Origin of the sequence: Streptomyces mobaraensis (assembly GCF_020099395.1) — a bacterium.
Taxonomy (GTDB): Bacteria; Actinomycetota; Actinomycetes; order Streptomycetales; family Streptomycetaceae; genus Streptomyces.
On record NZ_CP083590.1, the window covers coordinates 6,167,826 to 6,187,843 of the forward strand.

Here is a 20,018-nt window from a genome sequence, read left to right on the forward strand (position 1 = left end):
GCCGGGTGCGGCTCCGGTCACAGCCCCAGTTCCGGAGCGACCGTGCTCACTTTGGTGAAGACGGACACCGGGTACGTCGCGTCGCAGTACTTGTTGCCCGTCGAGACGATCCCGATGAGCACGCCGTCCGCCACCAGCGGCCCGCCCGAGTCGCCCGAGCAGATGCTGTCCGACCGGCCCTTCGCCGAGGCGCCGCAGACCTTGAGGGTGGTGTCCGTGGTGTCGGAGAACGGCTCGCAGGCCGCGAGCGGGGAGAGGGTCAGCGTGGCCTTCCGCAGCTTCCGGCCCTGGGTGTCCCCGCTGGTGTGCCCCCAGCCGTAGACGGTGGCGGTGCGCCCGTTCGCGTACAGCGCGGCGTCCTTGTCCTTCGCGACGCGCAGGGGCTTGTAGGGGAGCGGGCGGTCCAGGGTGAGCACGGCCGCGTCGTGGACGAGGTCGTGGGTGTACTTCGGGTCCAGTGTGGCGCGGGTGACGCGCCGCTCCTGCCCGGCCGTCGAGAGGCGGTCGGTGCGGCCGCCGACGACGGTCAGCGCGGTGGGGCGAGGGGCGTTGGACACGCAGTGGGCGGCCGTCAGGACCTTGTCCGGTGCGACCAGCGTGCCGCCGCACCAGGTGCTGTCCGGGCCCTCGGCGGCGTCCGGGTTCTTGATCAGTACGGCGAACGGCGCCTCGCCGACCGTGGCCGGCGCCCCGCCGCGCACGGCGGCGGCCGGCGGGGCCGCGACGCCGGCGGCGGCGACGAGGGCGGCACCACCCAGGAGGGTGGCGGCGAGCCGACGGCGCGCGGGCGTAGACGTGTTTGCGGGCATGGACGTGTCTGCGGACATGGGATCCCCCGTGGTCTGGCTGTGCGGTGGTGAGGTGGTGACGGCGATCACCCTGCCGCCGCGTCCCGCCCGTCCGCCATACCCACCGCCCGATCCGGGATGCCGGAATGCTTCCTACCGCTCTGACCTGCGCAAACGTCCATACCGGGAATGGCCGCCGGGAACGGTGGACATCACCGCGGGACCCCGACCCCGCCCCACGGCCACCCCGCCGGTCGCATCCCCCGCGCTTGACCTTGACGCAACGACAACTTCTACGGTCCCGTCCCATGCAGATCATCGTGCACGACACCGCCTCCGCGACCCTCGACCTCCTCCGCCGCCCGCCGGCGGAGCGCCCCGACGCCCTGCGGGACATCTACGCGCCTCTCGAAGGCCCGATGTCCGTCACCGGGCACTTCGACCCCGTCCAGACCCACCGCATGGGCAGCGGTTTCCCACTCGGCGGCGGAGATCAAGGCCACGACGGCGACGACCCCCGGCTCCCCGCCGCCCTGCACCGGATGCGGGACGCGAGGGTGTGGGAGCGGGTCGCGGAGTCGCTCACCGCCGCGTGGGAGCGGATCGACGCGGCGGTGCCCGGCGTCGCGCACGCCGACACCGTCCACGTCGTCATCGTCCTCGGCAACCCGGACGACGAGCACCTCACCGTCCGCAGCTCCGGCTACTTCGGCCTCGGCGGCTTCCCGGGCGCCATCCAGCTCGTCATGTGGCCCACGGAGACCAGCCTCCGGAACATCGGCCACGCCGCCGCCCACGAGCTGCACCACAACGTGCGCTACGCCAACGTGACCTGGGATCCGGTGGCCGTGACGGTCGGCGAACACGTCGTCGCGGAAGGGCTCGCCGAGGCGTTCGCCCGGGAGCTGGCCGGCGAGCAGGGGCTGGGCCCCTGGACCAGGGCGCTGACCGGCGACCGCCTGGACCGCGCCTACGAGCGGATCACCGCCGACATCGACGTGGCCGGCATGGGCAACGCGCTCGCCTACGTCCTCGGCGACGCCACCGCCCGCCTGGTGGGCCAGGAGCCCGTCGGGCTCCCGGACTTCGCGGGCTACGGCGTCGGCCTGCGCATCGTCGAGGCGCACATGGCCGCCACCGGCCTGACCGCCGCCGAAAGCGTGGCGCTGCCGGCCCGCGAGATCCTGCGCAACGCGGGGGTGGCGACGGAGGCGTGACCTCCCGCGCGGCCGTCCGCCTGACCGCGGGCCGGGCACGGCGACGGCCGGGCTCAGCCCCGCAGCTCCTTCTCCAGCAGCGTGAACGACTTGGGCGCTCCGCCCGGTTGCGGCTTGCCGGCCTTGTGCCCGACGACGCGGTATCCGGCGTCCAGGTAGTACGCGGTGAGGCGCGCGTTGCCGGCCAGGCAGTCCAGCCGGACGACGTTCCGGCCGGCCGCGGCCACGCGCCGCTCGGCCGCCCGCAGCAGCTGCCGGCCCGTCCCGGGGGCGGCGGCCTCCCGGTCCACCATCAGCCGGTGGACGTACCCGGCCACGGGCGCCCGCGGCCCCCACGCGTCCTCGTCCTCCCACCACAGCTCCCAGGCGCCGACCACCCGCCCGCCGGCCTCCGCGAACCAGGCTTCGCCGCATTCGACGGCCCGCCGGAAGTGGTCCGTTCCCAGCTCGCCGGGCCGCCACTGCCCGTCGACGCCCCGGGCGAGCATCCAGCGGGCGGCCTCGTCCCGCAGGCGGACGAGGGCCGTGAGGTCGGCGTCGCTGTCGGTGGCACGTCGGAAGCGCGTCTCGTTCATGGCGGCGATCTTCGCAGGGGTCATCGCCCAGCTGACATACCAGGACGCGGACAGGAACAAGGACAGCGCCCAGGTCCTGCTCACCCTGGCCCGTGCCCAGGCCGACCGCCTGCGGCGGGCCGAACGGACCACGGGCTGACGGCCCCCGCGCCGCCCCCGGAGCGGCCCGCTCAAGCCCCGCCCGCCTCCTCCAGCGCGGCGGCCCGCTCCTTCAGCTCCGTGGCGATGCCGTCCCAGTCCGGGCCGTGCAGCCACAGGCTCTCCGCCGCCTCCCGCAGCAGCACCGGATCGTCCGGCCGTTGCAGCAGCACCAGCCGGTACGCCAGGTTCCGTATCCACACCGGCAGGTAGCCGTCGACCAGGTACGGGCTCAGCTCGCGCAGCATGGCGAGGATCTCGTCCGCGCCGGCGAAGGTCAGCTCCTCGACGAAGTAGTGCTCCGCGTGCCGCGCGGCGCACTCCGGCGTGGGCCGGTGTTCGTCCCCGTAGAGGCAGCGGGCGTGCTCGGTCAGCGTGGTGTGCATGACGGGCAGCGTAGGCGGCCGCACGCGACCGCCCCCCATTGAATAAATCTTCTCTCCTTCGTATAGTCATGCCATCGACGAGGAGGCACCCCGATGGCAATACGAGCGGCAGTGGCCGGAGCGAGCGGATACGCGGGCGGCGAAGTGCTGCGTCTGCTGCTCGGGCACCCCCGTGTCGAGATCGGGGCGCTGACCGGCAACAGCAGTGCCGGGCGGACGCTCGGCGAGGTGCAGCCCCATCTGCCGGCGCTGGCCGAGCGGGTCCTCCAGGAGACCTCCGCCGACGCCCTCGCCGGGCATGACGTCGTCTTCCTCGCCCTGCCGCACGGACAGTCCGCCGCGATCGCCGAGCAGCTCGGACCCGACGTCCTCGTGATCGACTGCGGTGCGGATTTCCGGCTGCGGGACGCGGGGGAGTGGGTGCGGTTCTACGGGTCGCCGCATGCGGGGACGTGGCCGTACGGGCTGCCGGAGCTGCCGGGGGCGCGGGAGGCGTTGCGGGGAACGAAGCGGGTGGCGGTGCCGGGGTGTTATCCGACGGCGGTGTCGTTGGCGTTGTGGCCGGTGTTCGCGGCGGCGCTGGTGGAGTTGGAGGCGGTGGTCGTGGCGGCGTCGGGGACGTCGGGTGCGGGGAAGGCGGCGAGGCCGCATCTGCTGGGCAGTGAGGTGATGGGGTCGATGAGTCCGTACGGGGTCGGGGGCGGGCACCGGCATACGCCGGAGATCGCGCAGAACCTGGCCGCCGTCGCCGGGGGGCCGGTGAGCGTCTCCTTCACCCCGACCCTCGCGCCCATGCCCCGCGGCATCCTCGCCACGTGCAGCGCCAAGGCGCACCCCGGCACCACCGCCCAGACCGTCCGCGCGGCGTACGAGAAGGCGTACGGCGACGAGCCGTTCGTCCGCCTCCTGCCCGAGGGGCGCTGGCCGTCCACCGGCGCGGTGACCGGGTCCAACGTGGCGCAGGTCCAGGTCGTCCTGGACGACGCGGCGGGCCGCGTGATCGCGGTGAGCGCGATCGACAACCTGACGAAGGGCACTGCCGGTGGTGCGGTGCAGAGCATGAACATCGCCCTCGGGCTGGCCGAGGAGCTGGGACTTTCCACGACAGGGGTGGCTCCGTGAGTGTGACGGCGGCGAAGGGCTTCACGGCGGCCGGTGTGGCGGCCGGGCTGAAGGACAGTGGTGCGCCGGATGTGGCGCTGGTGGTGAATCAGGGGCCGTCGCGGGCGGCGGCGGGGGTGTTCACCTCCAACCGGGTCAAGGCGGCTCCGGTGCTGTGGTCGCAGCAGGTGCTGAAGTCGGGGGAGGCGGCGGCGGTCGTCCTCAACTCCGGTGGCGCCAACGCCTGCACCGGCCCGGAGGGCTTCCAGGACACCCACGCGACGGCGGAGAAGGCGGCGGAGGCGCTCGGCTGCGGCGCCGGCGAGGTCGCGGTGGCCTCCACCGGGCTCATCGGCGTCCGGCTGCCGATGGATAAGCTGCTGCCGGGCGTGGAGAAGGCCGCGGCGAGCCTGTCGGCGCACGGCGGCGAGAAGGCCGCCATCGCGATCAAGACGACGGACACCGTGCACAAGACGGCGGTCGTGGAGCGGGACGGCTGGGTGGTCGGGGGCATGGCCAAGGGCGCGGGGATGCTCGCCCCGGGGCTGGCCACGATGCTCGTGGTCCTGACCACCGACGCGGACGTGGACGCGCCCGGCCTGGACGACGCGCTGCGTGCCGCCGTCCGCACGACCTTCGACCGGGTCGACTCCGACGGGTGCATGTCCACCAACGACACCGTGCTGCTCCTGTCCTCCGCCGCCTCCGGGATCGTCCCGGATGCCGCCGTCTTCACCGATGCCGTGCGCGAGGTGTGCGACGACCTGGCGCGGCAGCTGATCGGGGACGCGGAAGGGGCGAGCAAGGACATCCGCATCGAGGTGATCAACGCGGCCAGCGAGGAGGACGCGGTGGAGGTGGGCCGGTCCATCGCCCGCAACAACCTGCTCAAGTGCGCGCTGCACGGTGAGGATCCCAACTGGGGCCGGGTGCTGTCCGCGATCGGTACCACCTCCGCCGCCTTCGATCCCGACCGGCTCAACGTGGCGATCAACGACGTGTGGGTCTGCCGCAACGGCTCCGTCGGTGATGACCGCGACCTCGTCGACATGCGTTACCGCGAGGTCCGCATCACCGCCGACCTGGCCGAAGGCGGCGAATCCGCCGTCATCTGGGCCAACGACCTCACCGCCGACTACGTCCACGAGAACAGCGCCTACTCCTCATGAGCACCACGATCACCAGCGGAAGCGGCAGCACCCGCAAACACACCGCCCTCCCGAAGGCCCGCACCCTCGTCGAGGCGCTGCCCTGGCTGACGCGGCACCACGGCAAGACGGTCGTCATCAAGTTCGGCGGAAACGCCATGGTGGACGACGAGTTGAAGGCCGCCTTCGCCCAGGACGTCGTCTTCCTCCGGCACGCCGGGCTCCGCCCTGTCGTCGTGCACGGTGGCGGGCCGCAGATCAGCGCGCAGCTCGACCGGTTCGGGATCGCGTCCGAGTTCAAGGCGGGCCTGCGGGTGACCACGCCCGAGGCGATGGACGTCGTCCGGATGGTCCTCGCCGGGCAGGTCCAGCGCGAACTCGTCGGCCTGCTCAACCGGCACGGCCCCCTCGCCGTCGGCCTCACCGGCGAGGACGCCCACACCATGACCGCCACCCGGCACTACGCCCGCATCGACGGCGAACGCGTGGACCTCGGCCGCGTCGGCGAGATCACCGCCATCGACACCGGCGCCGTCCAGGCCCTGCTCGACAACGGCCGCATCCCGGTCGTCTCCTCGATCGCCCGCAGCGCCGAGGACGGGCACGTCTACAACGTCAACGCCGACACCGCCGCCGCCGCGCTCGCCGCCGCCCTCGGCGCCGAGACGCTGATGGTCCTCACCGACGTCGAGGGCCTCTACGCGGACTGGCCGCACAGCGACGACGTCATCAGCCGCCTCACCGCGAGCGAACTGGAGGCGCTGCTCCCGGAACTGTCGAGCGGCATGGTGCCCAAGATGGAGGGGTGTCTGTACGCCGTCCGCAACGGGGTCGCCAACGCCCGCGTCATCGACGGCCGGGTGCAGCACTCGATCCTGCTGGAGATCTTCACGGACGAGGGGATCGGCACGATGGTCGTCCCGGACGTTCCGGAGAACACCGATCACCCGACACAGCCCGGGGGTACCGCATCATGACCGCCACCAACGCCGACCTGACCCGGCGCTGGCAGAACGCCCTGATGGACAACTACGGCACCCCGCGCGTCCCGCTCGTGCGCGGCGAGGGCAGCACGGTCTGGGACGCCGACGGCACGGCGTACCTCGACCTCGTCGGCGGCATCGCCGTCAACGCGCTCGGCCACGCCCACCCGGCCGTCGTCCGCGCGGTCTCCGACCAGATCGCCACCCTGGGCCACGTCTCCAACCTCTACGTGGCCGAGCCCCCCGTGGCGTTGGCGGAACGGCTGCTGGAGCTGGCCGGCCGCGACGGACGCGTCTACTTCTGCAATTCCGGCGCCGAGGCGGTCGAGGCCGCGTTCAAGATCGCCCGGCGGACCGGGCGGCCGCGCATCGTCGCCGCGCGGGGCGGGTTCCACGGCCGGACGATGGGCGCCCTCGCGCTCACCGGCCAGCCGGCCAAACAGGAACCCTTCCTCCCGCTCCCCGGCGACGTCACCCACGTCCCGTACGGCGACACCGAAGCCCTGCGCGCCGCCGTCACGGAACAGACCGCCGCCGTGTTCCTGGAGCCGGTGCAGGGCGAGAACGGCGTCGTCGTCCCGCCGCCCGGCTACCTCGCCGCCGCCCGCGAGATCACCCAGGCGGCGGGAGCACTGCTGGTGCTGGACGAGATCCAGACAGGTATCGGCCGCACCGGCCACTGGTTCGAGCACCTCGCCCAGGGCGTCGAACCCGACGTCGTCACCCTCGCCAAGGGCCTCGGCGGCGGCCTCCCCATCGGCGCCACCCTCGCCTTCGGCGACGCGGCGGGCCTGCTGACCCCCGGTCAGCACGGTTCGACGTTCGGCGGCAACCCCGTCGCCTGCGCCGCCGCCCTCGCCGTCCTCGACACCCTCGCCGCCGAGGACCTCCCCGCGCGCGCCGGCCGCACCGGGACCCTGCTCCGTGACGGGATCGCCGCGCTCGGCCACCCTCTCGTCGACCACGTCCGTGGCGCGGGCCTGCTGCTGGGTATTGTCCTTTCCAAGCCCCTCGCACCGGACGTGCAGCGGGCGGCTCAGGAAGCCGGTCTCCTGGTGAACGCGGTCGCGCCCGACGTGGTGCGGCTGGCTCCTCCGCTGATCATCACGGAAGATGAGGTGGAGACGTTCCTCCGGGTGCTCCCCGGGGTCCTCGACGCCGTCGCCGCCACCGCCGCTGTCGCCGCCGAGGCAGGGGCGGCCGCCGCAGCCCTGACGGGGGGCTCAGGAGAACCACGATCCGGAGACTGACGAGACGATGACCGAGGCGCAGGAGACCGAGCCGGTCCACGGCGGGCAGGCCGTGCCGCAGACCCGCACCGCACGCCACCGCCGGATCGTGGACATCCTCAGCCGGCAGGCCGTCCGCTCCCAGAGCCAGCTCGCCCGGCTGCTCGCCGACGACGGCCTGTCCGTCACCCAGGCCACGCTCTCCCGTGACCTCGACGAACTGGGCGCCGTCAAGATCCGCAACACGGGCGGCGAGCTCATCTACGCCGTCCCGGGCGAGGGCGGCGACCGCACCCCCCGCGCGCCTCTCGGCGAGTCGGCGACCGAGGCGCGCATGGGCCGCCTCGCCGCCGAGCTCCTCATCTCCGCCGAGGCGTCCGCCAACCTCGTCGTCCTCCGCACCCCGCCGGGCGCCGCCCAGTTCTTCGCCTCCGCCATCGACCAGGCGGGCGTCCACGAGATCATCGGCACCATCGCCGGCGACGACACGGTCCTCCTGATCAGCCGCGACCCGACGGGCGGCCAGGCGCTGGCCGACCACCTGCTGCGGCTGGCGCAGAAGGAACGATAAGGGGCGGCCCCGGCCGTCCCGCGGGGCTCAGAGGGCCCGTTCCGCCGCCCAGAACGGCAGCTGCTCGAAGAAGTCCACCGCTTCGGCACGCCACCGCGACCGCCAGGTCGCGGCCTCGGCGGACGCCGCCCCGGCGAGCCGGCGCAGCTCGGCGCGGACGCGGTCGTCGACGCCGTGGCGCCGGGCGATGTCCCGTACGCGGTCGACGGCCGCGGCCGGGCAGTCCGGGTCGCCGAGGGCGCGTTCGACCGTCTCCCGCTCCGGGCCGGTGGCCGCCGCGAGGGTCGCGCTCAGCACGTAACCGCGGCGCCCCGCGCGCAGATCGGAGCCGACGGGCTTGCCGACGACCTCCTCGTCCCCGAAGAGGTCCAGGTAGTCGTCCCGCAACTGCCCGAGGACGCCGACCGGCGCCGCGTACCGGCGCAGCCGCTCGTCGTGCGCCGCCAGGTCCCCGCCCGCGACGAGCAGGCCCATCCGCAGGGGCGCGAGAACCGAGTAGCGCGTGCTCTTGTAGTCGGTGACGGTGTCCAGCAGACCGGCGTCGGGCCGGGGGAGGAAGTCCCGTTCCAGATCCATCACCTGACCGACGACCGTGTCCGCCGCCGCCCGCGTCTGCACGCCCGTCAGCGCCTGCCGCAGCTCGGCCGGAACCGGCGCGTCCAGCAGCACCCGGACGGACAGGAAGGCGGCCAGGTCCCCCGCGAGCAACGCCAGCCCCAGCGCCGTCCGCTCGTGCTCCGGGAACTCGCCGCGGTAGGCGTAGTAGGTCGAGGGTCCACCCCGGCGGACCGGCGCGTCGTCGATGATGTCGTCGTGCACGAGCCCGTGCGTCTGCAGCAGCTCGATGCTCAACGCCGCCTCCGCGAGCCCCGGAACGTCGTCCTCCGCCGTCACCAGCCCCGCCCCCTCGTGCAACAGCGCCACCCGCAGCCGCTTCCCGCCCCGCAGGGACAGGGCGCGGAGGAGTTCGAGCGCGCGCGGGGCGAACCGGCTCACCGGCGGCGCGCCGATGTCCGCCGCCAGCGCGTCGAAGTACGCCGCGAAACGGTCGTCGAACCGCCGCTGGTGCGAGGCGAGGCGGGCGAGGGCGGCGGCAAGGGACGTGTCGTTCATGGCGACCATCTTCGCTGGTCAGGGGAGTGGACGCGGCTGACCGGCGAGCGTTCCCGCCACGCTGCCTTGCGAGGCGCCGCCTTTTCGTGTCGGCACCCGGCCCGGCGTCCGTCCAGGCCGGTGAGACCGCCCGTCCGGCGGTCCGGTGCTCCCGGCTCGAAGCCTCCCCGATCCGACGGTTACACGCCGGCGGCGGATCCTACTGCTTCATCCGCCTCATCCACGTGCCCCTCGTCTTCGTGCCTCTCGTCCTCGCCGTCATGGATGACCCGGCGCAGGTTCTGGACGTCCGTCTGGAGGTTCAGCAACCCCTCTCGCAGCCCGTCCAGCTCGTCGACGTCCATGAGGGGCGGCCAGGATCCCGCTTGGGCGTCGAGTTCCAGCAGTCGGTCCAGCGCGTCCCGTGCCGTCGCCAGGGACTGGCGCAGCGTGCGCCGGTGTTCGACGGCACGCTGGGCGGCGGGGCGGAAGTCGCTGCCGGGCGTCGGTGATTCCGTCACCCCGACGGCCGCCTGGCCCTCTGCGATGCGTGTGTCGTCGTCTCCGTCCGGGCTTCCGGGATCGCTCCCGCTGTCTTCGGCAGAAGGGGCCGCCACCGCCGCCACCGGAGAAGAAGCCGTCCGGGCGAGATGCGCCCGCCAGGCATTCTCGGCGCGCGCGCTGTCCGAGGCCCAGACGACGTCCCATTGGAACAGGGGCTCCGGCAGGCCCAGGTCGTTCCGTGCGATCCTGTCCGGCCGGTCGAGGTCGACCCTCAAGTGGATGTAGCCGGCCGCCGGATCCTCGTTCTCTCCGCTCTTTCCCTTCCTGATGAACTGCCGTAGGGTCACCGCGTTCTGCGGCAACTCGTCCGCCCGGAACCGGTTGGCGGCGAGTGCGAGCGTCCAGAGCCCGAGCTCGTTGCCCGGGTGGGACAGGTCCTCGACGATCTGGCTGACATCCGCCCGGAACGGAACGCCGCCCTTCTCCTTGGGAGCCATCAGGGCCGAACCGACATTGCGCGTCAGCTGTTTGTCGGCGATCAGCGCGATGCCGCCCGCTACCGCGAGGGTGCAGCGGGCATCGGCATCACCGGTCAGAGCGGACGCGACCAGGGTGGTGAAGTCGTCCGTGGGGACAGGTTCCCACTCCTTGACGACGTCCGCCGTGAGCACACCCCCGTTCTTCCAGGCGTTGCGGGCCTGACTGGACACGGCCCGTTTGTGACTGCGCCAGGGCAGGTCGACGATCGGCCCCAGCAGCTCCGCGAACCCTTTCAGCCCCATCCGCTTGCCGCCCTTGATCGCCTTGGCCTGGTCCTTGAGCCGCTCGTGCAACTCCGGCCGGGTCAGGGCGTGCACCAGGTAGACGCCGCGCCACAGCGCGGTGCCGGGAATCCTGGCGTCACCGAACTCCTGGGGCAGCTCCTCCGAGCTGATCCGGCCCACCGCCAGGCCGTAGACGGCCTGCAGGCTGTCCTTTCTCACCAGGGCGTCACCCTGCTGGATCACCCGCTTCAGGGCCCGCGTGATGACTTCGACGTTCTGCGCGGCGTCGTCCCACGGTTTGAACTCCACGTGGACGGAGGCCAGGATCGACCGCATCGCGTCGTCGAAGACGTCCTCGGGGGCGATGAGATGCCCCCGATGACCCTTCACCCCGACGGCGATCTGCGCCGGTACGACATGGGTCTGCGCGATCTGCACAGCCCGCAGCCTTGGTTCCGGGCCCGCCGTCTCCGTCGCGAACTCCTCCGCGAGGGACGCCCGCCAGGCAGCCCTCCGCGCCGCCAGCCGCTCGCCGAGGGTGCCGCCGTCACCGCCCGGTGACGTCCCGGACCTGCCGAACAACGCCTCCACCGCCAGGGTCGCTGTCTCGGCGGCGTCGGCGTCCGGCCCCGCCTGGACCTTCCAGGCGCTGGCCAGCCGAGTGATCCCGTCCCGTACCACGAGGGCGTGGAACGGCTCGTCGCCGTCCTCGAACGTGAACTCCACCGGATGAGCGATGAGGTTGCGGGTCACCTTGCGGGCCAAGACGGACGACGTGTAGTCGTTCTTCGCCAACGTGCTGTTGAGCGTCTGCCAGACATGGTTCCTGAGGTGGTCCAGATCCCGGAACCGGTACCGGACGACCGCGCAGGGCCTGTCCTGCGCGGTGGTGCCTACGACGTGCGGGTCCGGGACGTCCATGACCTCCATCCCGGTCCGCGGCTGGATGCCGGGGAGCAGTTCGCTCAGCCAGACCCGGGTGACGACCGACCACAGGGTCGCCCCTTCGACGTTCTCCTCCATGAGGAACCCGGCAGGCTGCCGGGGGGCCGGCCGGAGCTGCACGGCGGCGGTGCCGGGTGTGGTGATCCCCCGTGCCACGGCCCGCCAGGCCGCCTCGGGCAGGGCGGTCGTGGTGTTCGCGGTACCCGCCGCGACGACCTCGTCGAGGTCGGGTCCGGCGGGCGGCTCCGGGAGGGCGAGCTCGGCGTTGGAGATCAGGATCCGTTCGGAACCCCACGGGACTGTCATGGGCTGCGGGATGGAATTGGGCACAGTGCCTCCGTCCTGGGCGGTCTGATGTGGGAAGCTGGAGGTGCGGTCCTGGCCCGGGCATCCGGGGGACCAGGTCCGCCTGCCGGGCCCCGGCTGTACTGCCGGGGCCCGGGTTCTCGCTCACAGGGGGTACGGACCCTCGGCCTCCGGGAGCCGCCGCGGATACCAGTCCCAGAGGAAGCGACGGGATTCCCGCCTGATCACGGACTGGAAGGCCGCGTAGGCGACGAGATCCGCGGCCTGGAGCAGTGGGCTCGCCCACGACGGTTCGAGGACGAGCTCCGTGTCGATGTACCGTCCCTCGCGGGGCAGCCCGTGATGCGCTCCCTTGAGGCCCTGCTCCGTGCCGTTGCCGTCGAAGTGGATCCGGGCGGGTATGCCGAGCGTGGCGTGCCGGGCGTTGAGCAGTGGGACGAGGTCCCGATACAGCTGCTCCCGGGTGGCATGTCGGCGGTAGACCGCCCCCGCGGAGACACCCGACAGTCCTGCCAGCTCATCGAGTACGCGCGCTATGACCTCGCGGAAAGCCTCCTTCATGCGGGTGTCCGGGCCATGCCCGGGCCTCATATGCAGGGGCCCTCCCCGGCCGCCCGCGAGGTCCACGGCATGGAGCGGCCACTCGAACGGGATCGGCAGGACGGGATCGGCTGCCAGCTTCTCCCGGAACCCCAGCAAGTGTTCCAGGACGGTCTGCCGGGTGCCCGGGGCGATGGCCAGCCAGCCAATGACGGACATGCCGGAGAATCCGGATTCATCCATGTAATAGGTATAGCGCGGAGTGCTCCCTTCGGTGGGCCTGTCAACTTCCATGCGCCGCACTCCCCTGCACCGGCTCGACGACGAGCCTCTGGTGCACCCTCGGGCTCACGGCGTATCACTGTAGTGCCGAGGACAATAGCGCTCGTTGAGTCGCAGTACGCCTCAAGTGGCTCAACCTGGCCGGAAGTTGTCTGTTGGCGCACAACTGCCGGTCAGCTCACGCAAGTTGCGCCAGTAGCCCAGGGAACCTCTCCTTTAGCCCAGGAATCGGGCTTGTTCCCATAGTGTCCATGATGGTGACGTACCTGGCGATTTGGATGGACTCGCCGAGAGGGCTGTCCTTCTGGATGACGAAGACGAACTCATTCTCCGTTGTGGGCAGCCTCCTGGGCAGTGTGATCAAGCCCTGCTCCTCCAGGGCCTTGGAGATCTGCTCGCAGAGCTCAGGACTGAGTCGGAAACGCTCCGGAGCTGCGTACTTCTTGATGAAACGCATGGAGAGGCGCTTGATGCCGTGGTCGACCTCGACCGCGTTCGCGATAACAGTGAAGTCCATAACTAAGTACAGTACTAGGTTAGTTAACTGTGTACTGGGTTAACGCGACCATCCCTGCGGGATAGGAGAGGGATTGCCGCAGAGTGAGCGAAGTCGGTGAGGGTGCGGAAGTCGTTGTCCCGGAGGCCGATGCGGGGGTTGACGTGGTGGAGGAGGGCGCGTGCGGGGTGGTGGGCGGTCACGTACGCCTCGTCGGCGGCGCTCTGCTCGTCGTCCACCCACGCGAAGGGGCGGCCGGCGGCGTACGCCACGAGGGGAGCGGTCTTCCAGTGGACGCCGTCGGGCCGCTCCCGGAACAGGGCCTCGCCGAAGTCGACGTACGGGAGTCCGGGAAGGCCGAGCACCGGGGCAATCCAGCGGTTGGCATCCGCCATCCACGTGGTCGCCCAGCACAACTCGTAATCGAGCCGCAGCAGGGCCCTGCCGTGCTCCGGGTTGAGCCAGACCCGTAGGGGGCGACGGCGGAGCGACGGTTGGTCGCCCCTCGTGAGAGCTCCGTCGTCCCGTGGCACCCTGAGCGTGGTGTAGCCGTCGGGGCGCCGCTCCGGCTGGGCCGCGTAGGGATTGAGCGGCCCGTCCACGTCGAGGAACAGGATGGGACGGCTCACGTTCTCTCCCGGCTGTTCGGTGTTGGGCGTTGGGTGTTCGTGGTTCGGGTTCGTGGTTCGGGTGTCGGGGCGGCGAGGGTTCAGGACGCCGATCGTGGCCAGGCGTCGTCCTGGAACCCGGTGGCGACGTCATCCTTACAGGGGTCGATCCCCCGCGCCTCCAACTCGTCGAACCCCCGGGCCCGCTGGGACTCGGGCAGCCGCTGTCCGCACCAGGGGCAGAAGCCGATGCCGATGCGCGAGATTCCGCCGTCGTGGACGATGAGTCCGTACTCCCGGAACCTGGCGCTGAAAACGACGAGGGCGTCCGGGCAGGCGAAGGCGTCGGCGTGGGTGTCGCAGTGCCAGTTGAGTCGGCGCGTCATCGTTTCGTAGCAGTGTTGCTCGGTCACCGGCTGATCCTCCCACCCGCGCCGGGGGGGGAGGGGAGGGGACCGCCGGTCACCGGGGAGCGGAATGTGCGACATGGCCATGATCGAAGGCGTCGACGCCCGCGGCGCGCGGCACTGCGAGACGACGGCGTTGGGCGTGCTGCTGCGGTCTGAGGGGGCTCGAACTGTCCGAGCCCATGCTGTTCGGGCTCGGCTCCGGGGTGTCCTTCATCTATGGGGGTGGAGACGCGGAAGGCCCCGCACGGAACCGGGAGTCCGGGGGTTCACGTACGGGGCCGCGCTCACGGGAGAAGGGGCCGTCAGACTGCGGTCAGGGTGTACGTACCCGTGCCGTCCTGCCTGCCGCTGGAGTACTGGCGGATGAGCTCGCCGTCCGCGTACCGGTCGTGGCCCAGCATGGAGCCGGTGTACTTGTTCTGCAGACCGATCTTCGGGCTGCCGGGTACGTCGCGGTAGATGTAGAACCGCTGGAGGTCGTCCTCACCGCAGGTGGCGGTCGTGAGGTAGGCCTGCTCCTGGTTGGCGATGTCCGCCGGGATGGTCGCGCATCCGCCGTTGCCCCAGTTCCACAGGGACGCCTCGATGACGCCGTTGCGCTCGGTCACGTTGCACAGCCGCCAGTTGTCCAGGTGGGCGCTGGTCCAGTTCGATTCGCGCAGGCGAATGCCGTCGTTGCCCAGGAGCGGTGCGCTCCAGTTCAGGGGCTTGCCGGGGACGTCGATCTTGTAGACGGCGTTCTGGCAGTTCAGGGCGGCCGGTGTGACGGGCTTGGCGGCCCGGGTGGCCTGGGTGGCCTTCACGCTCTTCTCGGCTTTGGCCGCTTTGGCCGCTTTGGCGGCTCTGGCGGCCTTCTCGGCCTTGGCGGCCTTCTCCGAGAGGACCGGCCCGGCCGGGTGCTTCGCGGTGGCGGTGGCGGAGCCGCAGTCGAGGAGGACCTGCGCCCTGCGCATGATGCTGTTGGCGGGGACCTTGTCCTCGCAGCGCACCGCGCCTTCTTCGAGGGTGGTGTAGGTGGTGTAGCTGCCGGTGTCGGGGCCCTCGACCCACTTCAGGCCGCCCGCGTCCGAGCGGTTGCAGTTGAGGCTGCCGTAGGTGCCGGTGACTTTCTTCGTTCCCTCGTACAGGCCGTAGTAACCGGGCTGGCGGAAGTTCCACGAGATCGACTTGGAGGTGCTGGACGTGTGGGTGTAGTTGACCTGGACGTTCAGGCCCAGGCTCGCGCCGACGGAGCCGAGGGCCTCGACGGCGAAGCTGCCCTGGACGGTGCCGTTGAGACCGACGGAGACGGAGATGGTCTCCGTGGTGTTCGTGCTGACGCTCTGGGTGCCGGTCGAGCCTTCGGTGACGTACCAGCCCTTGAAGTGTGTGATGGTCGGGGTGACTTCGGCGCTCTTGATGATCGGGTGGCGGGTGCCGAGATCGGCTGCGGTACAGGTCTGGCCGGGCTGGACCGTCTGCCCGGAGGCGGCCGGTGTGGCGGCGGCCGGTGTGGCGGTGGCCAGGCCCACGGCGGCCGTCGCGGTGGCTAAGAGCGCTCCGAGCCCTCTGCCCAGGCTGGTTCTTGTGCGGCGCATCGCTGCTTCCCCCTGTATGCGATCTGTGAGGCGAGTGTGAGTGAAAATAGCGCCGCCAGGGATGGTGGGGCGATATCACAACTGGCCAAATAAAATCAAGAACTGTCGTGTTCTCGCTTGGCGTGCAAGGGAGTTGACCGGTTCCATGCCTTCGATGTGCCCGCACAGGGGCCACCGAAGGAAGGGATCACCTTGTGAACCGCGTCAGACGCGGCCTGGCGGCGATAGCCTCGTTCGCCCTCACCGCGACCCTGCTCGCCGTGGGCGCTTCACCGGCCACGGCCTCCCCCGCAAGCCGGGTGCCCCCTCAGGGGAAAGGCACCTGTCAGCCCGTCGCCCCCGGCTCCACACTCCACCGCCAGGGCGCGGCCTGGTCCTGCATGAAGGTATCCCCGGGCCCCGTGCCCGACCTCCCCGCACCCGCCACCGTGCGCGGTCCTGCCGCAGAGCGCAGTCCGGAGAGGCCGACCCCGGCGGAACTCTGCTACGACAAATCCGCTGATCCGGTCGTCTCCACCCGGCTCGCCTACTGCGTACGGGAGCGGGTCGAGTTCCCGGTCACCGACGGTGAGGGACATCAGGTCGGATACACCCTGGTCGCGCTCCTGATCATGGGTATGCCCAACTCCGAGTCGGGCGGGCGCTGGACCGAGCACATCACCGCCATAACCAAAGAGATGACACCCGGCACCGAGGGCGTGGAAATGTCCCTCGACTCCTTTTGCAGCGGCGGCTGCTCCACAGGCGGACCGGCCTGGAACGGCGCGGCCCTGGTCCTGGGCCCGGCAGGGAGCGAGACCGGGGCCGACGCCACCGGACGCCTCACCTACACCTCCAACACCCCCAAGGACTTGAGCCTTGAGGTTCAGCTGTCCTACCACGTGCACGGGCAGACCATCGGCGCGCGCCCCATCACCAACGACGGTGTCTTCTTCGGGCCCCTCCTGCGCTGTGACCAGTCGGTAGGCGCCACCTCCGGCTGCATCGTCACGGGCCACATGGCCAACGTGACCTTCTCGAAATCGCAATTCCACGGGGCGGCCGTCGCCTACGAGTGGGCGCAGAAGAACCTCTTGGGCCATTACGGCGACGCCACCCACCCGCTGACCCGGTTCTACGACCCGCTCGACCCGGAGGCCAGGGACAGGCGTGCGGCGACCTGTTACCGGGGGAAGTTCAAATTCGTCAACGGCGCCACCGGTGTCCCCAACGATTCCTGTGACGAGTACCCCTTCGCCAGGTCCGTGCAGGGTGGGAACGACGGTGAACACTGCATCGACATCACCCCGCGCCAGATCGGCGGTGTATGGGACGTCGCCGGCGTCACCGTCGACCGGGGCACCCCGCCCGACGCGCCCTGCATCCGGGCTCATGTCGACAACAGAGACAACACCAATGCGGGGGGCGAGCTCGGGCGGGCGGTGCAGTCCGACCGCATCCTCATCGGTGAGAACTACCAGGTGATCATCACCCCATAGGCGGGAACCTGCCTCTCCGGGCGCCCGGGGGGGCAGACCATGGGCTGGTCAGGTTCCGTCTGACGTGTCATGCACGAAGCCACAGGCGTATGGCGGCAACGGTTACGTGCCGTAGAAGACATGGGCCCGCTTGTCGAACCTCGTGGCTACCGCCCGGTCGGTCTTCAACTTCCCGATGGGTCGCTCCGCTTCGTTTCCGCGAACGTAGCGGCCCTTCTCGAAGCCGATGGGCCGGCCGTCCCGGCTCAGGCAGGACCTAGTACCGCAACCTGCTTCGCCTTGCCGGGGGTTCGGCGTTCGGCGGCCCGTGGTCGCCCACTCGCGCGCCGGTTCAGAGCGCGATCACGATTTTTCCGTGGACGTGCCGCTCCGCCTGCATCGTCACGGCTTCGCGGATCCGCTCGACCGGGAAGGTCGCCGCGATCGGCACCGTGATCCCGCCGGACCGGATCGCCTCGGTGATGCGTTCCAGGGAGCCCGGGGCCGCGTCGAGGGCGCCCGCCGTGCGCACACCGGGCGGCGGCGCGGGGCCGTCGGCCACGACGCAGATCCGCTCGGGTGCCACGCCGAGTTCGAGCGCGGTCTCGGCCGTCTCCCTTCCGAACAGGTCGGCCGCGGCGGTGATCCCCTCGGGCGCCAGGGCCCGTACCCGGTCCGCCAGGCCGGGGCCGTACGCCACGGGTTCGGCGCCGAGCCCGCGCAGGAATGCGAACGTGCTCTCCGAGGCGGTGCCGAGCACCCGGACGCCCGCGAGCCTCGCCAGCTGCACGGCGAAGATGCCCACGCCGCCCGCCGCCCCGCCGATCAGGACGGTGTCCCCGGCGCGGAGCCCGATCGCGGCGAGCGCGGCGGTGGCCGTCAGACCGGACACCGGAAGCGTGCCCGCCACCTCGTCGCCGACGCCGTCCGGGGTGGGCCACAGCGTGGCCGCGGGGGTCTTGACCAGCACGAAATCGGCGACGGACCGGCCGATCGCGGCTCCGTACACCCGGTCACCGGCCGTGAATCCCGTGGCGTCGGCGCCCACTTCGTCCACCACTCCGGCGAAGTCGCTGCCGAAGCCGGCCGGCAAGGCGATGCCGAACCGCGCCGCCATGCCGGGCTGTGTGGTGATCTGCCAGTCCATCGGGTTGAGTCCGGCGGCCGTGACCCGGACGCGCACCTCGTCCGGTGCGGCGTGCGGCTCGGGTATCGCCTCCAGTTCGAGCACTTCGGGACCGCCGAATCGTCGGTATCGGACAGCTCTGCTCATCAGCGACCTCTCAAGGGGCAGTGATGGGACTTGGTCTCGTCAATGACCGTACACCAGTGATGGGACGAAGTCCCGTACACTGCTCCCATGGCTCGCTGGCAACCCGACGCACCAGGACGACTCGCCGCGGCCGCCCTCGACCTCTTCGAGGAGCGCGGCTACGAGAACACGACCGTGATCGAGATCGCGGAGCGCGCGGGGCTCACCAAAAGCACGTTCTTCCGGCACTTCCCGGACAAGCGCGAGGTGCTCTTCGGCGGGGGCACGGTGACCGGTCTGCTCGCCGAGGGGATCGCCTCGGCGCCGCCGGCGTCCGGACCGCTCGACGCGGTGGCGGACGCCCTCGACGCGCTCGGCCGGACGTTCTTCACCGCCGACCGCCGCGAGTTCAGCCGCCGGCGCCAGGCCGTGCTGAACGCCCACGCGGAGCTGCGCGAACGCGATGCCCTGAAGAGAACCGACCTCACCGCCTCGGCGATCGAAGCCCTCGACCGCCGCGGAGTCCCGGGCCCGACCGCGCGCGTGGCCGCGAAACTGGGCATGCTCGTCTGGGAGATCGCCTACGACCGGTGGATCGCCCCCGGCAGCGGCGAGGACTTCGGGCCGCTGGCACGGCAAGCGCTCGCCGAAGTACGCGCGGTACTGGGTTCCTGAAGAAGGCCGGCCCGCCCGGCGGACCGACCGCCGGGAGCGCGCGGGGCCCGCGGGGCGCGCGGCCGGGGGCCGGTCCGGTCGTCGCCGTCGGCGCGCTCGTCCACGCGCGCACCGTGCTGCCGGACGAGTACGCTGCCGGACGAGTGCTTCGTGCCGCCGCACACCGTGGCGCTCTACGCGCCGGTGCGGCTGCCGGCCCCGGGACGATCCGGGCTTGGCCGACGCTGTCGGCCGGGTGGGGCGCGCGCGAGGGGCGTCCGGTGTCGATGCGGAGTGGACCGACCGGATCAGGCGGTACGAGCGCATCGCCGAAGCCCTTGCCGCCGAGTTAGGCGCACACGCGACTCGACTGGCGCCGCGTCAATGATGCGTACCGATGTGATCGTGCCGCCGGCCTTTCCCCGCACCTGATCGCGGAGAAGGACACCCGCGTCGGCGACCGGGCCGTGGCCGGCACCGTCGCATTCGCCTACACGCCGACCGACAGCCCCTGGCTCAACCGCGTCGGGGCCCGGTCCGCCGCCCTGTGCTGCTTCGCACGCGAACTCAGTCGAGGCAGAACTCGTTGCCCTCGACGTCCTGCATCCCGAGGCACGACTCGTTCTCCTCATCGGCGAGCAGCAACTGTCCGCGGGTCGCGCCGAGTGCGACCAGCCGTGCGCATTCGGCCTCCAGTACGGCCAGGCGCTCTTCGCCGACGAGACCGGTGCCGACCCGGACGTCCAGGTGCACCCGGTTCTTGACGACCTTCCCCTCGGGAACGCGCTGGAAGTACATCCGCGGGCCCGCCCCTGAGGGATCGGCGCATGCGGCCCATGCGTCCTGACCGTCCGGCGGCAGCGTGACGGTGTACCCCAACGCCTCGGACCAGAAGCGGGCGACGCGCACGGGTTCCGCGCAGTCGAAGGTGACCTGGAACTGTTTGACCGATGTCATTCGGTCACCCTAGCAAGGGGGCGCTGTTTCCCAACTCC

General features: G+C 71.3%; 21 protein-coding genes and 2 pseudogenes. 10 read left to right on the forward strand and 13 right to left on the reverse strand.

Annotated elements, in window-relative coordinates; genetic code table 11:
- Positions 1-17 precede the first annotated feature (17 nt).
- Positions 18-827: a S1 family peptidase gene (locus K7I03_RS27255; RefSeq protein ID WP_224347237.1), complete on the reverse strand. Its 810-nt coding sequence runs from the start codon at positions 825-827 to the stop codon at positions 18-20.
- A gap of 269 nt (positions 828-1,096) precedes the next feature.
- Between K7I03_RS27255 and K7I03_RS27260 the strand changes: the two genes are divergently transcribed.
- Positions 1,097-2,005 carry a DUF2268 domain-containing protein gene (locus K7I03_RS27260; RefSeq protein WP_185945660.1) on the forward strand — a complete coding sequence of 303 codons (909 nt, stop codon included), beginning with the start codon at positions 1,097-1,099 and terminating at the stop codon, positions 2,003-2,005.
- 53 nt (positions 2,006-2,058) lie between these two features.
- Here the strand turns inward: K7I03_RS27260 and K7I03_RS27265 are convergent, their stop codons facing one another.
- Positions 2,059-2,580 carry a GNAT family N-acetyltransferase gene (locus tag K7I03_RS27265; protein WP_185945659.1) on the reverse strand — a complete coding sequence of 174 codons (522 nt, stop codon included), beginning with the start codon at positions 2,578-2,580 and terminating at the stop codon, positions 2,059-2,061.
- On the opposite strand from K7I03_RS27265, the gene K7I03_RS27270 reads away from it, so the two are divergent.
- A complete protein-coding gene (locus K7I03_RS27270; protein ID WP_185945658.1) occupies positions 2,579-2,719 on the forward strand; it encodes a hypothetical protein in 141 nt (46 codons plus the stop codon). The two genes, K7I03_RS27265 and K7I03_RS27270, sit on opposite strands and share 2 nt — an antisense overlap.
- Positions 2,720-2,750: 31 nt before the next feature.
- Here the strand turns inward: K7I03_RS27270 and K7I03_RS27275 are convergent, their stop codons facing one another.
- Positions 2,751-3,104 (reverse strand): hypothetical protein, encoded by a 354-nt coding sequence (locus tag K7I03_RS27275; protein WP_185945657.1) that lies wholly within the window; start codon positions 3,102-3,104, stop codon positions 2,751-2,753.
- A 93-nt stretch (positions 3,105-3,197) separates the two neighbouring features.
- Here K7I03_RS27275 and argC point away from each other — a divergent pair, with 93 nt between their 5' ends.
- The 5 genes from argC to K7I03_RS27300 are packed head-to-tail and all read left to right on the forward strand — an operon-like array spanning position 3,198 to position 8,136.
- Complete coding sequence (gene argC / locus K7I03_RS27280) at positions 3,198-4,226, forward strand: N-acetyl-gamma-glutamyl-phosphate reductase (protein ID WP_224347238.1); 1,029 nt, start codon at positions 3,198-3,200, stop codon at positions 4,224-4,226.
- Positions 4,223-5,374: a bifunctional glutamate N-acetyltransferase/amino-acid acetyltransferase ArgJ gene (gene argJ / locus K7I03_RS27285; protein WP_224347239.1), complete on the forward strand. Its 1,152-nt coding sequence runs from the start codon at positions 4,223-4,225 to the stop codon at positions 5,372-5,374. The genes argC and argJ overlap by 4 nt, the downstream gene beginning before the upstream one ends.
- On the forward strand, positions 5,371-6,330 hold the full coding sequence (argB, locus tag K7I03_RS27290) for an acetylglutamate kinase (protein ID WP_185945847.1): 960 nt from the start codon (positions 5,371-5,373) through the stop codon (positions 6,328-6,330). Before argJ ends, argB begins: the two co-directional genes overlap by 4 nt.
- Positions 6,327-7,586, forward strand: coding sequence for an acetylornithine transaminase (locus K7I03_RS27295; RefSeq protein WP_185945848.1), 1,260 nt, complete (start codon positions 6,327-6,329; stop codon positions 7,584-7,586). The genes argB and K7I03_RS27295 overlap by 4 nt, the downstream gene beginning before the upstream one ends.
- 7 nt (positions 7,587-7,593) lie before the next feature.
- A complete protein-coding gene (locus K7I03_RS27300; RefSeq protein WP_004952171.1) occupies positions 7,594-8,136 on the forward strand; it encodes an arginine repressor in 543 nt (180 codons plus the stop codon).
- A 27-nt stretch (positions 8,137-8,163) separates the two neighbouring features.
- Here the strand turns inward: K7I03_RS27300 and K7I03_RS27305 are convergent, their stop codons facing one another.
- The 6 genes from K7I03_RS27305 to K7I03_RS27330 form a co-directional block, all read right to left on the reverse strand.
- Positions 8,164-9,249 carry a polyprenyl synthetase family protein gene (locus K7I03_RS27305; protein WP_185945849.1) on the reverse strand — a complete coding sequence of 362 codons (1,086 nt, stop codon included), beginning with the start codon at positions 9,247-9,249 and terminating at the stop codon, positions 8,164-8,166.
- Between the two features lie 179 nt (positions 9,250-9,428).
- A complete protein-coding gene (locus tag K7I03_RS27310; RefSeq protein WP_185945850.1) occupies positions 9,429-11,747 on the reverse strand; it encodes a hypothetical protein in 2,319 nt (772 codons plus the stop codon).
- A gap of 144 nt (positions 11,748-11,891) precedes the next feature.
- Positions 11,892-12,530, reverse strand: a complete 639-nt coding sequence (locus K7I03_RS27315; RefSeq protein WP_185945851.1) for a DUF3800 domain-containing protein — start codon at positions 12,528-12,530, stop codon at positions 11,892-11,894.
- A gap of 217 nt (positions 12,531-12,747) precedes the next feature.
- Positions 12,748-13,086: a hypothetical protein gene (locus tag K7I03_RS27320; protein ID WP_185945852.1), complete on the reverse strand. Its 339-nt coding sequence runs from the start codon at positions 13,084-13,086 to the stop codon at positions 12,748-12,750.
- Positions 13,087-13,109: 23 nt separating this feature from the next.
- Positions 13,110-13,694, reverse strand: coding sequence for an HAD domain-containing protein (locus K7I03_RS27325; protein ID WP_185945853.1), 585 nt, complete (start codon positions 13,692-13,694; stop codon positions 13,110-13,112).
- Between the two features lie 80 nt (positions 13,695-13,774).
- Positions 13,775-14,086, reverse strand: a complete 312-nt coding sequence (locus tag K7I03_RS27330; protein ID WP_398858048.1) for a DUF6980 family protein — start codon at positions 14,084-14,086, stop codon at positions 13,775-13,777.
- A gap of 73 nt (positions 14,087-14,159) precedes the next feature.
- Here K7I03_RS27330 and K7I03_RS27335 point away from each other — a divergent pair.
- A pseudogene (locus K7I03_RS27335) lies at positions 14,160-14,301 on the forward strand (BtrH N-terminal domain-containing protein); the annotation flags it as partial.
- A gap of 84 nt (positions 14,302-14,385) precedes the next feature.
- Here K7I03_RS27335 and K7I03_RS27340 read toward each other — a convergent pair.
- A complete protein-coding gene (locus K7I03_RS27340; RefSeq protein WP_221903643.1) occupies positions 14,386-15,660 on the reverse strand; it encodes a hypothetical protein in 1,275 nt (424 codons plus the stop codon).
- A 194-nt stretch (positions 15,661-15,854) separates the two neighbouring features.
- Between K7I03_RS27340 and K7I03_RS27345 the strand changes: the two genes are divergently transcribed.
- Positions 15,855-17,138, forward strand: coding sequence for a NucA/NucB deoxyribonuclease domain-containing protein (locus tag K7I03_RS27345; RefSeq protein ID WP_185945854.1), 1,284 nt, complete (start codon positions 15,855-15,857; stop codon positions 17,136-17,138).
- Between the two features lie 67 nt (positions 17,139-17,205).
- On the opposite strand, the pseudogene K7I03_RS27350 reads toward K7I03_RS27345, so the two are convergent.
- Positions 17,206-17,378 (reverse strand): annotated as a pseudogene (locus tag K7I03_RS27350) (IS5/IS1182 family transposase); the annotation flags it as partial.
- Positions 17,379-17,469: 91 nt separating this feature from the next.
- The gene (locus tag K7I03_RS27355; protein ID WP_185945855.1) at positions 17,470-18,390 is read right to left on the reverse strand and encodes an NADP-dependent oxidoreductase; all 921 of its coding nucleotides are present in this window, start codon (positions 18,388-18,390) and stop codon (positions 17,470-17,472) included.
- A gap of 87 nt (positions 18,391-18,477) precedes the next feature.
- On the opposite strand from K7I03_RS27355, the gene K7I03_RS27360 reads away from it, so the two are divergent.
- Positions 18,478-19,044, forward strand: a complete 567-nt coding sequence (locus K7I03_RS27360; RefSeq protein ID WP_185945856.1) for a TetR/AcrR family transcriptional regulator — start codon at positions 18,478-18,480, stop codon at positions 19,042-19,044.
- Positions 19,045-19,590: 546 nt separating this feature from the next.
- Here the strand turns inward: K7I03_RS27360 and K7I03_RS27365 are convergent.
- A complete protein-coding gene (locus K7I03_RS27365; RefSeq protein WP_185945857.1) occupies positions 19,591-19,980 on the reverse strand; it encodes a VOC family protein in 390 nt (129 codons plus the stop codon).
- Positions 19,981-20,018: the final 38 nt, after the last annotated feature.

Bases quoted from the DNA above. Each gene is read 5' to 3' on its own strand.
- K7I03_RS27255 (WP_224347237.1), bottom strand. From the start codon at position 827: ATGTCCGCAGACACGTCCATGCCCGCAAACACGTCTACGCCCGCGCGC.
- K7I03_RS27260 (WP_185945660.1), top strand. From the start codon at position 1,097: ATGCAGATCATCGTGCACGACACCGCCTCCGCGACCCTCGACCTCCTC.
- K7I03_RS27270 (WP_185945658.1), top strand. From the start codon at position 2,579: ATGGCGGCGATCTTCGCAGGGGTCATCGCCCAGCTGACATACCAGGAC.
- K7I03_RS27265 (WP_185945659.1), bottom strand. From the start codon at position 2,580: ATGAACGAGACGCGCTTCCGACGTGCCACCGACAGCGACGCCGACCTC.
- K7I03_RS27275 (WP_185945657.1), bottom strand. From the start codon at position 3,104: ATGCACACCACGCTGACCGAGCACGCCCGCTGCCTCTACGGGGACGAA.
- argC (WP_224347238.1), top strand. From the start codon at position 3,198: ATGGCAATACGAGCGGCAGTGGCCGGAGCGAGCGGATACGCGGGCGGC.
- argB (WP_185945847.1), top strand. From the start codon at position 5,371: ATGAGCACCACGATCACCAGCGGAAGCGGCAGCACCCGCAAACACACC.
- K7I03_RS27295 (WP_185945848.1), top strand. From the start codon at position 6,327: ATGACCGCCACCAACGCCGACCTGACCCGGCGCTGGCAGAACGCCCTG.
- K7I03_RS27300 (WP_004952171.1), top strand. From the start codon at position 7,594: ATGACCGAGGCGCAGGAGACCGAGCCGGTCCACGGCGGGCAGGCCGTG.
- K7I03_RS27305 (WP_185945849.1), bottom strand. From the start codon at position 9,249: ATGAACGACACGTCCCTTGCCGCCGCCCTCGCCCGCCTCGCCTCGCAC.
- K7I03_RS27310 (WP_185945850.1), bottom strand. From the start codon at position 11,747: ATGACAGTCCCGTGGGGTTCCGAACGGATCCTGATCTCCAACGCCGAG.
- K7I03_RS27315 (WP_185945851.1), bottom strand. From the start codon at position 12,530: ATGGATGAATCCGGATTCTCCGGCATGTCCGTCATTGGCTGGCTGGCC.
- K7I03_RS27320 (WP_185945852.1), bottom strand. From the start codon at position 13,086: ATGGACTTCACTGTTATCGCGAACGCGGTCGAGGTCGACCACGGCATC.
- K7I03_RS27340 (WP_221903643.1), bottom strand. From the start codon at position 15,660: ATGCGCCGCACAAGAACCAGCCTGGGCAGAGGGCTCGGAGCGCTCTTA.
- K7I03_RS27355 (WP_185945855.1), bottom strand. From the start codon at position 18,390: ATGAGCAGAGCTGTCCGATACCGACGATTCGGCGGTCCCGAAGTGCTC.
- K7I03_RS27360 (WP_185945856.1), top strand. From the start codon at position 18,478: ATGGCTCGCTGGCAACCCGACGCACCAGGACGACTCGCCGCGGCCGCC.
- K7I03_RS27365 (WP_185945857.1), bottom strand. From the start codon at position 19,980: ATGACATCGGTCAAACAGTTCCAGGTCACCTTCGACTGCGCGGAACCC.